Genomic DNA, 11,832 nt, shown 5'->3' on the forward strand with positions numbered 1-11,832 from the left:
GCGGGGGGTGGAATATTATTCTTGGGACCGAAGAACAATAGTAGAGTTTAGGCCAATGGCAATATTTAAGCGATTTACTGTTGGCGGGTTAGTCCTACTATCTATATTGCGACAGGACCAACAATACAAAGCCTAAACGAAATATGAAACGACTCTTATTTTTATTTTTTACAATGCTTCTCTCTGCACCTGCCTATTCTCAGGCACTTGTTGACTTTAGCAAGTTTCCGAACACTACCGACGACACGACCGCTCTATCCACATCGGTGCTACTTGACAAACTTGATTGGGAGTCTGTTAAGAGGCATAGTATCTATACTGATACTCACCGTGCTTCTGAAACTAGTGATAATTTATTTATAATATATGAATATTCAGACCGAACAAAAGGCGCCTCATTTAGAATCACAAGCTATAAAGGAGTAATACTAAAATACTACGTTGATTCCAGCAGTGTATATCCTATGAATAAAATTTTATATTTTAATAAAAAGATATGGCTTAATTACATAAATAATATTTTACCATCTCTGCCAGATGAATTTAAACTTAGCATAAATGAACCCAACAATATTTTAAGAGCTTATTACAAGCTTGTAGGTGTGGACTCAGGCGACGAATATGGATTCATTTGTGAGTATTCAGCAGTAGGCATGCCACCAATTAGAAGAGGGGCTGTCATTACACTTTTACAACACCAACGTATAGACTTAATTAGAAATCTTATGAAGTATCCAAATATCCAAACAAGAATGTATGCAATCGATGCGATGATATACAATAGCAATAAATCAAATCATATAATTAGTCAATTAAATAAAAAGATACGCAAAAGTAAAAATACATTATTCAGTCATAAAAACAAAGACCCACAATTAATTAATCATATTAAGACACTCTCGGATTCTATATCTATTCTGAATTACAATATTTTATCAAAAGATGAATGGATTGGTATTCACAATTTACGCGACAGCAAATTAAAAGTCAAAACCTGTGGCAATGCTGGGTCTTATAAGGTCTATGAAACTCCTATTTCTGAACTACTTTCAAATAAGGGCATCAATGAGATGCTTAAATGGTATAAAAACTTTGAGAGAATGGATTACTTCTTAATGTATGCAAATTAGGACAGCGAAGTGTTAGCATGACACTCTTTTACGTCATTCAAACCCCACGAAAACGCCCCGCAAATTTCCAGCTGCGGGGCGTTTTGCGTTACTCCAGCGGCTAGAGTTACAGCAGCTTGTCAAGCATGATGGGCAGGTCGCGGACGCGCTTGCCGGTGGCGTGGAAGATGGCGTTGGCAATGGCGGCCGTCACGCCGAGCATGCCCACTTCGCCGATGCCCTTCACGCCCAACGGGTTCACGATGTCGTCGTCTTCGTGGACGAAGAGCACGTCGATGTGGGGCATGTCGGCGTTCACGGGGATGTGGTACTCGGCGTAGTTGTGGTTGACGTAGCGGCCGAACTTGTGGTCCATGATGGTTTCCTCCATCAGGGCCATGCTCAGGCCCCACACCACCCCGCCCAGCACTTGCGAGCGGGCCGTTTTGCGGTTGAGGATGCGGCCGGCGGCCACGGCATTCACCACCCGCGTGACGCGCACCGTGCCCAGGTCCTCATCGACCTGCACCTCGGCAAACACGGCGTTGTGCGAGTGCAGCGAGTAGCCGTTCTGCTTGAGCATGTTGGGCAACGCCGTGCTTTCAGCCTCCACTTGGGTTACGCCACTGGCTTGCAGCAGGTCGCGCAGTACCACGGCCCGGTCGGGGTCGCGGCGCAGGCGCAGCTGGCCGTTTACGAATTCCACCTCGTCGTAGTCGGCGTCTTTGAGGGGCGAATCCTTCTGCTTTTGGGCCAGCTTGAGCAGCTTTTCGCCCAGCGCGTCGCAGGCGTTTTTCACGGCCGTGCCCACTGAGGCGGCGGTCCAGGAGCCGCCTTGCAGCGGGGCCTGGGGCTGGTCGGTGTCGCCCAGCTCGAAGGTCACGGCTTCCAGAGGCAGGCCCAGGGTTTCGGCCGCAATCTGGGTCATGATGGTGTAGGTGCCGGCCCCGTTTTCGCCCGCGCCGCTGAGCACCAGCAGGCGGCCGTCGGCCGTGATGCGGGCACTGGCGCGCGAGGGCATCTGCATGGCATCCCAGACGCCGCCGGCCATGCCCCAGCCCGTGAGCAGGTGCCCCTCGCGCATGGAACGGGGCTCCAGCGGGCGCTTGTCCCAGCCAAATTTGGCAGCGCCCTCGCGGTAGCATTCGCGCAGCTTCTTGCTGGAGAAGGGCTTATCCACGTTCTGGTCGCGCTCGGCGTAGTTGCGGAATCGGAATTCGAGCGGGTCGAGGCCGGCGGCATAGGCCATTTCGTCCATGGCTATTTCGATGCCGGGGTTGCCGGTGGCCGCACCAGGCGCGCGCATGTCCTGGGGCGAGTACACGTCGAGCTGGGCCAATTGGTAGCCCAGCTTCACGTTGTCGCACTGGTACTGCATGCCCGACCAGTTCACCACATTTTCGGTGTAGTCTTCGAACAGCGAAGTTTCGTGCAGGGCGTGGTGCTGCAATGAAGCCAGCGAGCCGTCGGGGTTGGTGGCGAGCTTGACGAATTGCAGGGTGTTGGGCCGGTGGCCGATGCTGAACATCTGCTGGCGCGTGAGCGTGACGCGCACCGAGCGCTTAAGCTCCAATGCGGCCAGCGTGGCCATAAATACCGAATACTGGGGCCGCAGTCCCGAGCCAAAGCCGCCGCCCATAAACTGGCTCACCACCCGGCAGTTGTCCTTGCTGAGCCCGAACACCCCCGTGAGGTAGCGCTGCACGTTGAAAACGCCCTGGGTTTTGTCGTAGACCGTGATTTTATCCTTGCCAAGCCACTCCACGGTGCTGGTAAACAGCTCCATGGGGTTGTGGTGCTGAGCGCCATGGGTGTACTCGGCCTCGATTTTCTGGTCGGCATTTTTCCAGGCTTTTTCGGGGTTGCCGCGGGGGGGCGGGGGTGGCGCGTAGCCCAGCTTGCCGCCGCCAGGCAGGTAGCCCTCGGTGCGCTTGGTTTCGAGGTTGGTTTCGTGCTTTTCTTGCTCGTAATCGACCCGCAGCAGAGCCGCGGCGTAGCGGGCCAGCTCGAAAGTTTCGGCCATTACCAGGGCCACCGGCTGCTGGTTGAAGGTGATGTCGGGCGAGTGCAGGGGCCGGAAGGGCGAGCCGCCGGGGGCGAGCAGGTCCTTGTAGCTTCGGTCGAACCAGGCCAGGTGGGGCACGTTTTCGTGCGAGTACACGGCCAGCACGCCCGGCAGGGCCAGCACTTCATCGGCGTGCACCTGTACTACCTTGCCCTTGGCGATGGGGCTGTTCACCACGTAGCCGTAGGCCAGGTTGGGCACATTGAATTCGCCCGCGTAGTGCGCCGTGCCCGATACTTTCAGCGGCCCATCCACGCGGTTGGGGCCTTTGCCGATATGGTCTGTCTGGCTCATGGGTATGTTTTTAAGCTGTGAGCTTTTAGCTGATGGCTGTTAGCTTTTCGGCTGATTGATAGTATAATAACACGGCGGCGAGAGGGGCCGTGTGCATGTAGCGCGAAGCTTGCGCTTCGCGTATCGTTGAACGTCATCGTTTGAAATTCAGCAACGACACGCGAAGCGGAAGCTTCGCGCTACAGTCGTTCAGTTAGCCCCTCCCCTACGGGTTGGAATTCAGAAACGCATCCGTAGCCCGCTGCCTGCCTTCGGTGGCCTGCTGCAGGGCCCGCACGATGGCGCGACGGGCCAGCTCAATTTTGAAGTCGTTGGAGCCCTGGCCCACGGCGTTGGCTACCACGTGGGCGGCCACGCGGCCGAAGGTTTCGGCGGTGGCGGGCTGGCCCTTCAGCAGTTGCTCGGCCGATTTGTCGCGCCAGGGCTTGTGGGCCACGCCGCCCAGGGCCAGGCGGGCATCCGTGATGGTGTTGCCTTCCAGCTCCAGACCTACCGCCACGCTCACCAGAGCGAAGGCGTAGGAGTGCCGGTCGCGGAGCTTGAGGTAGGTGAAGTTCTTGGCGAAGCCTTTCTCGGGCAAATCCAGCGAGGTAATCAGCTCGCCTTCGGCCAGGATGTTATCGTACTGGGGCTGGTCGCCGGGCAGGCGGTGGAAGTCTTCGAAGGCAATGCTTCGCTCGCCATTAGGGCCGCTCACGCGCACGGTGGGCGCGAGGGCCGCCAGGGCCACGCACATATCCGAGGGGTGGGTGGCAATGCAGGCCTCGCTGGCCCCCAGAATGGCGTGGATGCGGTTGTAACCCCCGATGGCCGAGCAGCCCGAGCCCGGCTCGCGCTTGTTGCAGGGCGTCTCGATGTCGTAGAAATAGTAGCAGCGGGTGCGCTGCATCAGGTTGCCGGCGTTGGTGGCCGCGTTGCGCAGCTGGGGCGAGGCCCCCGCCAGAATCGCCTGGTTCAGCATCGGATAGCGCGCTTTTACCTGCTCGTTCCAGGCCGTATCGGCGTTGGTGGCCGTGGCCCCGAGGCGCAGGCCACCGTCGGGCAGGTCTTCAATCTTGTCAAGCGGCAGCTTAGCCACATTAACCAGGTGGGCGGGCTGCTCGACGTTGTACTTCATCAAGTCGATGAGGTTGGTGCCGCCGCCCAGGTAGGCCGAGGCCCCGTGGCCGGCCTTGTCGCGCACCGCATCGGCCACATCGGTAGCGCGGGAGTAAGTGAAAGGATACATAAAGTGAGGTGGTGAGATGGTGAAATAGTGAGTTTGATGGGCAGGTGGTTTGGAAGTTGACGTTGGCGTAGCCGCGCGAATCGCGCCGCCGGAACGTCATCTCACCAGCTCACTATTTCACCATCTCACCTTGCGCAGCCACAACCTCCTGCACCGCGTTCAGAATGCCCGTGTAGGCGCCGCAGCGGCAGAGGTTGCCGCTCATCAGCTCCTTGATTTCGGCTTCGGAGTGGGCGCGGCCTTCGTTGAGCAGGCCCTGAGCCGAGCAGATTTGGCCGGGAGTGCAGTAGCCGCACTGAAAGGCGTCGTGGTCGACGAAGGCCTGTTGCAGGGGGCTGAGGTTGTCGGGGGTGCCCAGGCCTTCGATAGTCGTGATGTCGTCGTCTTCGTGCATCACGGCCAGCGTGAGGCAACTGTTGATGCGGCGGCCGTTCACGAGCACCGTGCAGGCGCCGCACTGGCCATGGTCGCAGCCTTTTTTGGTGCCCGTGAGGTGGGCGTACTCGCGCAACGCGTCGAGCAGGCTGGTCCAGGGCGCGAGTTGCAGGGTGCGGGTTTCGCCGTTGATGTGCAGGCGCACCGGGCCGGTGGGCACCGGGGCCGGCAGACCGCCCCGGTGCGGGGCGCTGGTAAGTAGTTGCGACATAAAGAAGAGCAGAAGTGGTGAAGGAAGCGGCGGCGCAAGGCCGGCACGTGATTTTGCTGTACGCCCACAACGGCCCGTGCGTTATACTCGGGGCCGCATTTTACCGCTTTTACCAAGGCCGGCGCCCTGGCTGGTCCTCTGAACCACCATCAGCCCCCGCAGCTCCCCGGTACCGCACCAAAAAAGCCGCCTTCCGGGCCGCCCGCCCCTGAGGGCAGCAGCACCGGAAGGCGGCGGCAGGTTCGGCCGTTGCAGGGGCGTTTAGGCGCCTTTCGAAGCCAGGATATCAAGCATTTCCACGGCTGGCGCGGAGGCGAACAGCTCGGGGGCCTGGGCGAACAGGGCTTCGGCAACCTTGCCACCCAAATGCGCTTTACGGCCGGCTTCATCGGCAAACGTGTCGAAAATCCCGAACGTCGTGGGGCCCATCTGCACCCCGTACCAGGTAGCAGTTTCCGGCTCCTGCTCCACCAGGGCCAGGCCCCCACGCAGGAAATCAGCTACTTCCTGCTCCTTGCCGGGCTTGGCTTCCAGACGTACAAACAATCCTACTTTTATCATGAGAATGGGAGTTAAATGGGTAGGCCCGTAAAACCGGCTCGACGAAAAAATGTTTGGCGTATGCATCTTTACCCCTGCTTATAATTCTCGGCTAATCCATACTAACTGCTCCGCCCCATTCCGTGAAACGCCTCCTGCTATTCCTGCTACTAACGACTCTTTCGGCCTCCTCCCCTGCCCTGGCCACGCCCAGCGTGCGGGTTACCCTCCAGGTTGAGCCGGAAGCGCACACCTTCACCTGCCGCTACCGCTTCACTTTGCCGGCTTCCGACACGACCTCCGTAGTGCTGCTGAACCTGAACCGCCGGTATAAGCTGCAACAGGTGCAGGCTCCACGGGCGGTGCAGCAAAGCGTTACGCGGGTGGCATATTCAATCGACACGCTCCAGCAGATTCAGGTGCGCTACGGCCCGAACCCGCGCCGCAGCCGCTATATCGAACTGGTGTACACGGGCAACATTGACGAGGGCAACTACACCGACCACGTAAACTTCCTCAGCGCCCACAGCTTATGGCTGCCCTTCCGGCCCTATCAGGAGTACGAAATAGTGCCCTACCAGCTAACGGTGCGGGTGCCGCCCGGCTATCAGGTCCGCAGCACCCGCCCACCCAGCCGGCAGCAGGCCGGCCGCTACACGTTTGCGGGCACTACCAGCGCCATCGAACTCACGGCCCTGGTTGCCCGACAGTTCTATCAGGCCGCATCCACCACTGGCCCGCCTATCACGTTCATTAAAACCGGTGCCCCGCTGACCGCTACCGATTCGGTCATGTTGCGGCGGGCGGCGGCTATTGTGGCGTACTACAACCGCACCATTGGGCGGCAGGATACGATTAGCCACTTCACCGCTTTCCTGCCCGGCACCAACAGCGGCGGGGCCTACGGGCTGCTGGATAACGCCACTATTATTCCTTACTCCAATTTCAACGTAGCGGAAACAGAGGACCTGCTGATTCTGGCCCACGAAATCAGCCATAAATGGTGGGGCTACGGCTCGTTTCACGACGAAACCGACTGGCTCAACGAAGCCTTCGCCACCTACTCCAGCCTGCTCTACCTGCAAGCCAGCGGCGACGAAGCCGGCTACCAGCAGGAGCTGGCCCGCCTGGCGCAAAGCACCGCCGGCACGCCGCCGCTCTGGGGCTTCGACCGCTACAAATACGAATACCCCATGCACCGCCGCGTGATGTACAACAAGGGCACCGGCATCCTGCACGCGCTGCGCACCCGCATCGGCACCGAGCAATTCCTGAACATCCTGGCCACGTCTGCCGCCCAAAAAACCAGTACCAACCCAGGGTTTGTGCGGCTCGTGGAGCAAGTAGCCGGACCGGAAACCGGCGCCTGGCTGCTGGCCGAGTTGAAGCGGTAATAACCTCGCTTCGCTTTGGCCGCGGCAAATACCTGCGCTACCGGATAGTTACCAGGTGGCAAAGAGCAACAGGGCGCCTGGCGGGCCGGTACTCAGCCCTACGGCCGGCCGTAGGTGCTCAGGCCGTCACGCTTTCCTCAATGGCGGCCGAAATATCCACTTCCTCCAGCGGCGGCACCAGAGAGAAGCGCGACTCGTGGAAGTTGGCCTCCGGAAAACCGGGCGCCACGGCGGCATTGTTGATCTGGTGCAGTGTAATGCCGAAGCCGTTGTGCGTGTCGTACACGTCGCGCACGGTGTAGATGGGGCCGCGTTTGGGCGTCTGGATGTTGGGGTTCTGCACCAGCAGCATGGTAAAGTCGTCGTTGGTGCAGATAACTTCCTGGCCGGGATGGAAAAGGGGCGCTTTCATGGGCGCAAAGGTACGGTGCTTCGGGCAGGACCACAGGGCCTGGCGCTCCGGCAAGCCCTGCACGGCAAAATCCGCCCACAAAAAAGCCGCTCAGCCTACAGGCTAAACGGCTCATTTTATTATCAGCGTGGCCCCGATGTGATTCGAACACATGACCGGCTGCTTAGAAGGCAGCTGCTCTATCCAGCTGAGCTACGGGGTCAGAAAAACAAATAGCCGCCTGCCCCCAAAGGCGGGCTGACGGCTACATGCTGGTCGGGGTGGCAGGATTCGAACCTGCGGCCTCCTGCTCCCAAAGCAGGCGCGATACCGGGCTACGCTACACCCCGAAAAGAATAATTAAAAATTGAGAGTTAAAAATCAAAAATTACGGCTGCTTGCGCATGCGGCAGTTCTCAATTCTTAATTCTCAATTTCTAATCCAAAGAAACGCGGAGAGAGGGGGATTCGAACCCCCGGTAGCCTTTAGAGCTACGGCAGTTTAGCAAACTACTGGTTTCAGCCACTCACCCATCTCTCCTGAAGGGTTGTCCTTTCCGGTTGAAAGGTGTTGCAAATATACGAGCCGGATGGAGATTCAAACCCTGTTCCGAAAAATATCTTCCATCTTGCTGATGCATTTGGGGCTTGCAGGCCGCAAATTGGCGCTTTTTGCCTGCGGGGCAACCCCTGCTTTTTGGCTGGTTGTATTGTGAACATGAACCCGTTACCGTGGCGTTGAACTGGGCCTATCTGCCAGGCTGGCCGGAGGCGGCAGCGGCACTTATTTTTTTTATTTTTTACCTCGGCTACGCCCTCCGCACCCGGCGGCTGGCTGCCCCGCTGGGCCAGCACGGCGGCCGGCTGGGCTGGAAACTGGCCCTGCGCCTGCTCTATGGCGGCCTGCTGGGCGCCGCTTTGCTGGGCCCGGCCTACGGCCTCACCCAGCACCCGGTGCGCACGGCCGGCAAAGACGTGTGGCTGCTCGTGGATTTGTCGCGCTCGATGAACGCGCCCGATGTGGCCCCGTCGCGCCTGCAGAAGCTGAAGGCCGAGCTGGCCAACCTGGTGCGCCGCTTTCCGGCCGACCGGCTGGGGCTGATTGTGTTTGCCGGCGAAGCCTACGTGCAGTGCCCGCTGACCTACGACCAGGACGCGCTGCAGCTCTTTCTGAGCACCTTGCAAACCAGCCTGGTGCCGGCCGGCACCACCGACCTGGTACCGCCGCTCAAGCTGGTGCTGGCGCGCCTCACCCCGGCCGCCGCGCCGGCCGGACCCGCGCCGGCCGGCGTGCCGCCCCGCGCCACGGCCGTAGTGCTGGCCACCGATGGCGAGGATTTCGGCGAGAACCTGGAGCCCACCGTACGCATACTGGCCCGCTCCGGTGCCCGCGTGTTTACCATGGGCGTGGGCACCACCGAAGGCAGCCGCATTCCGCTGGCCGACGGCCGGCCGGGCTACGTGCGCGACGCCCGGGGCCGCGACGCCGTGACGCGGCTGGTGCCGGCCCCGCTGCGCCGCCTGGCCGAGCAAACCGGTGGCCAGTACTTCGAGCTGACCGACCAGCGCAATGAGTTTCCGCTGCTGCTCACGGCCCTCAATCAGGTCGAGGGCCAGGCCCAGCAGGTACGCACCGTAGCCGTAGCCGACAACCGCTACCGCTACCCGCTGGCCCTTGCGCTGCTGCTCATCGGGCTCGATATTCTGCTGACCGTAAAAGTTATCCGGCCATGAAAACGCTGCTGATAACGCTGTTGCTGCTGCTGTTTGGCTGGTGGGGCAGTCTGACGCGCATTCATGACCGCAACGTGGCCGTGCAGCGCGGGGCCGCCGCTTATACCAGCCGGCAGTATGCCGAGGCCGCCCTGGCCTACCGCGAGGCCGCTCTGGAACTGGGCGGCACCGACGATGCGCTATGGCTGAACCTGGCCCACGCCACCCTGCAGGCCGGCCGGCCCAACGAAGCCCGCACTTATTACAGCCATCTGCTGACCAGCTCCAACGGGCCAATGCGGAGCGTGGCGCTGCAGCAGCTGGCCACGCTGGCCGTCGGCCGGGGCGAGTACGCGCCGGCGGTGGCCCTGCTGCGCCAGTCGTTGCTGGCCGATGCCGGCAACGCAGGGGCCCGCTACAACTACGAGGTGCTGCGCCGCTTCATGACCGGCCGCACCAACGCCCCCTCCCCGCCCCCACCCAGTCCCGATGGCAGCCCCAAGCAGCAGCCTGAAGGGCCGCGCGAGCAACAGCCGCGCCCCAAAGCCGGCCCCGATACCCCCGGCCAGCGCCCCGACCCCAGCCAGCCCAACGACCCCAACAGCGCCCCGCAAACCCGCCCGGATGCCAGCGGCCAGCCCAATCCGGCTCAACCATCGGCCACGCCCGGCGGTGCGGCCAGCGGCGGTTTCCGGCCCGGCGCCGGGCCGGAGCGCAACGTGGCCCGCGGCAACGAGCCGGGCACGGTGCGCGGCCTTAGCAACGACGAAAACGGCCCGGCAGCGCCAGCGGGCACCAGCGGCCGCGGGGGCACCGAGGCGGCCGCGCCCGACGAAGCCAACCTGCAAACCCAGCGCGCCCGCCTGCAGCAAATGAACCTCAGCTCCGGCCAGGCCCGCCAGCTCCTCGAAGCCCTCCGCACCGCCGAGCAGCAGTACCTGCAGCAACTCCCGCGCAAAGCCACCGCACCCAGGGATAAAACCAAGCCGGCGTGGTAGTGATGGGGCGGTGAGGTGAGGTGGTAATGGGGTGATGGGGTGAGGAAATTGTCATTCTGAGTATGTGGCGCATAGAGCCAGTTACTCAGAATGACAAAAAGCCTCCTCACCCCCTCACCCCCTCACCCCCTCACCCCATCACCCCCTCACCCCATCACCCCATCACCCCATCACCCCATCACCCCATCACCCAAATTCGTACCTTTAGGCTCTAATCTCACCCCACCTAATTCAACATATGCAAATCAAGGAAGTAGTAATCGTAGCCGCTGTGCGGACCCCTATCGGCTCGTTTGGCGGTAGCCTGGCCTCGTTGACGGCCGTGGAGCTGGGCGCTATTGCCATTAAGGGCGCGCTGGAAAAGGCCGGCGTTGACGGCAAAGAGGTGCAGCAGGTAATTATGGGCAACGTGATTTCGGCCAACCTAGGCCAGGCCCCGGCCCGGCAGGCGGCCAAGAAGGCCGGTTTGCCCGACACCGTGGAGTGCACGACCGTAAACAAAGTGTGCGCCTCGGGCTCGAAGGCTATTATGTACGGCGCCCAGGCTATTATGCTGGGCCAGGCCGATGTGGTGATGGCCGGCGGCATGGAGAGCATGAGCAACGTGCCCTACTACCTCGACAAAGCCCGTTTCGGCGCCAAATACGGCAACGGCCAGATGATTGACGGCCTGATGAAGGACGGCCTCTGGGACCCCTACCACGACTACGCCATGGGCAACGCCGCCGATGCCACGGCCGCCCACTATGGCATCACCCGCGAAGACCAGGACGCCTTCGCCCAGCAAAGCTACGAGCGTAGTGCCGCCGCCGCCAAGGCCGGCAAGAAGAAGGACGAAATCGTGCCCGTGACCATTACGGTGCGCGGCAAGGAAACCGTTATTTCTGATGACGAGGAGTACCTGAAGGCCGATTTCAGCAAGTTTGCCGGGCTGCGGGCCGCCTTCACCAAGGAGGGCACCGTAACGGCCGCCAACGCCTCTACGCTCAACGACGGCGCCGCCGCCGTGCTGCTGATGAGCCGCGAGAAGGCCGACGAGCTGGGCATCAAGCCCCTGGCCATCATCCGCGGCTTTGCCGATGCCGAGCAGGCGCCCGAGTGGTTTACCACCACGCCCGCCCTGGCCATTCCGAAGGCGCTGAAAAATGCCGGAGTAGCTGCTTCGGAGGTCGATTTCTACGAAATCAACGAGGCTTTCTCGGTGGTTTCGCTGGCCAACAACCAGCTGCTGAACCTGGAAGGCACCAAGGTGAACGTGTACGGCGGCGCCGTTTCGTTGGGCCACCCGCTGGGCGCTTCCGGGGCCCGCATCGTAACCACGCTGCTGAGCGTGCTGGAGAACGAGGGCGGCAAAATCGGCGTCACCGGCATCTGCAACGGCGGTGGCGGCGCGAGCAGCATCGTGCTGGAGCGCGTTTAGGGAGCTGTTAGCTTTTAGCTGCTAGTTGTCAGCT

General features: G+C 60.7%; 10 protein-coding genes and 3 tRNA genes. 5 read left to right on the plus strand and 8 right to left on the minus strand.

The window, feature by feature from the left end; all coding sequences use genetic code 11:
• Nucleotides 1–143: 143 nt before the first annotated feature.
• On the plus strand, nucleotides 144–1,130 hold the full coding sequence (locus BMY67_RS18925; protein ID WP_143069766.1) for a hypothetical protein: 987 nt from the start codon (nucleotides 144–146) through the stop codon (nucleotides 1,128–1,130).
• A gap of 106 nt (nucleotides 1,131–1,236) precedes the next feature.
• On the opposite strand, the gene BMY67_RS09710 is transcribed toward BMY67_RS18925, so the two are convergent.
• The 4 genes from BMY67_RS09710 to BMY67_RS09725 form a co-directional block, all read right to left on the minus strand.
• A complete protein-coding gene (locus BMY67_RS09710) occupies nucleotides 1,237–3,468 on the minus strand; it encodes a xanthine dehydrogenase family protein molybdopterin-binding subunit (protein WP_092770892.1) in 2,232 nt (743 codons plus the stop codon).
• A 205-nt stretch (nucleotides 3,469–3,673) separates the two neighbouring features.
• Nucleotides 3,674–4,696, minus strand: a complete 1,023-nt coding sequence (locus tag BMY67_RS09715; RefSeq protein WP_092770894.1) for an FAD binding domain-containing protein — start codon at nucleotides 4,694–4,696, stop codon at nucleotides 3,674–3,676.
• Between the two features lie 112 nt (nucleotides 4,697–4,808).
• A complete protein-coding gene (locus BMY67_RS09720; protein WP_218144610.1) occupies nucleotides 4,809–5,342 on the minus strand; it encodes a (2Fe-2S)-binding protein in 534 nt (177 codons plus the stop codon).
• A gap of 261 nt (nucleotides 5,343–5,603) precedes the next feature.
• Nucleotides 5,604–5,903 carry a putative quinol monooxygenase gene (locus tag BMY67_RS09725; RefSeq protein WP_092770897.1) on the minus strand — a complete coding sequence of 100 codons (300 nt, stop codon included), beginning with the start codon at nucleotides 5,901–5,903 and terminating at the stop codon, nucleotides 5,604–5,606.
• A 122-nt stretch (nucleotides 5,904–6,025) separates the two neighbouring features.
• Between BMY67_RS09725 and BMY67_RS09730 the strand changes: the two genes are divergently transcribed.
• Nucleotides 6,026–7,276, plus strand: coding sequence for a M1 family aminopeptidase (locus tag BMY67_RS09730; RefSeq protein ID WP_143069767.1), 1,251 nt, complete (start codon nucleotides 6,026–6,028; stop codon nucleotides 7,274–7,276).
• Between the two features lie 118 nt (nucleotides 7,277–7,394).
• Here BMY67_RS09730 and BMY67_RS09735 read toward each other — a convergent pair whose 3' ends face one another.
• The 4 genes from BMY67_RS09735 to BMY67_RS09750 all read right to left on the minus strand — a co-directional run bounded on the left by BMY67_RS09735 (nucleotide 7,395) and on the right by BMY67_RS09750 (nucleotide 8,208).
• Entirely contained in the window at nucleotides 7,395–7,688 is a 294-nt protein-coding gene (locus tag BMY67_RS09735; RefSeq protein WP_143069768.1) for a hypothetical protein, read from the minus strand.
• Nucleotides 7,689–7,816: 128 nt separating this feature from the next.
• Nucleotides 7,817–7,890: transfer RNA gene (locus BMY67_RS09740), tRNA-Arg, on the minus strand.
• Between the two features lie 50 nt (nucleotides 7,891–7,940).
• Nucleotides 7,941–8,017 (minus strand) — tRNA-Pro (locus BMY67_RS09745).
• 103 nt (nucleotides 8,018–8,120) lie between these two features.
• Nucleotides 8,121–8,208, minus strand: a tRNA-Ser gene (locus BMY67_RS09750).
• Nucleotides 8,209–8,399: 191 nt separating this feature from the next.
• Between BMY67_RS09750 and BMY67_RS09755 the strand changes: the two genes are divergently transcribed.
• The 3 genes from BMY67_RS09755 to BMY67_RS09765 all read left to right on the plus strand — a co-directional run bounded on the left by BMY67_RS09755 (nucleotide 8,400) and on the right by BMY67_RS09765 (nucleotide 11,798).
• Nucleotides 8,400–9,401, plus strand: a complete 1,002-nt coding sequence (locus tag BMY67_RS09755) for a VWA domain-containing protein (RefSeq protein ID WP_177189771.1) — start codon at nucleotides 8,400–8,402, stop codon at nucleotides 9,399–9,401.
• Nucleotides 9,398–10,378 (plus strand): tetratricopeptide repeat protein, encoded by a 981-nt coding sequence (locus BMY67_RS09760; protein WP_092770905.1) that lies wholly within the window; start codon nucleotides 9,398–9,400, stop codon nucleotides 10,376–10,378. Before BMY67_RS09755 ends, BMY67_RS09760 begins: the two co-directional genes overlap by 4 nt.
• A 238-nt stretch (nucleotides 10,379–10,616) precedes the next feature.
• Nucleotides 10,617–11,798 (plus strand): acetyl-CoA C-acyltransferase, encoded by a 1,182-nt coding sequence (locus BMY67_RS09765; protein ID WP_177189772.1) that lies wholly within the window; start codon nucleotides 10,617–10,619, stop codon nucleotides 11,796–11,798.
• Nucleotides 11,799–11,832 lie beyond the last annotated feature (34 nt).

The organism is Hymenobacter actinosclerus (assembly GCF_900111515.1).
Lineage (GTDB): Bacteria > Bacteroidota > Bacteroidia > Cytophagales > Hymenobacteraceae > Hymenobacter > Hymenobacter actinosclerus.

Bases quoted from the DNA above. Each gene is read 5' to 3' on its own strand.
- BMY67_RS09760 (WP_092770905.1), top strand. From the start codon at position 9,398: ATGAAAACGCTGCTGATAACGCTGTTGCTGCTGCTGTTTGGCTGGTGG.
- BMY67_RS09720 (WP_218144610.1), bottom strand. From the start codon at position 5,342: ATGTCGCAACTACTTACCAGCGCCCCGCACCGGGGCGGTCTGCCGGCC.
- BMY67_RS09715 (WP_092770894.1), bottom strand. From the start codon at position 4,696: ATGTATCCTTTCACTTACTCCCGCGCTACCGATGTGGCCGATGCGGTG.
- BMY67_RS09710 (WP_092770892.1), bottom strand. From the start codon at position 3,468: ATGAGCCAGACAGACCATATCGGCAAAGGCCCCAACCGCGTGGATGGG.
- BMY67_RS09735 (WP_143069768.1), bottom strand. From the start codon at position 7,688: ATGAAAGCGCCCCTTTTCCATCCCGGCCAGGAAGTTATCTGCACCAAC.
- BMY67_RS09765 (WP_177189772.1), top strand. From the start codon at position 10,617: ATGCAAATCAAGGAAGTAGTAATCGTAGCCGCTGTGCGGACCCCTATC.
- BMY67_RS09725 (WP_092770897.1), bottom strand. From the start codon at position 5,903: ATGATAAAAGTAGGATTGTTTGTACGTCTGGAAGCCAAGCCCGGCAAG.
- BMY67_RS18925 (WP_143069766.1), top strand. From the start codon at position 144: ATGAAACGACTCTTATTTTTATTTTTTACAATGCTTCTCTCTGCACCT.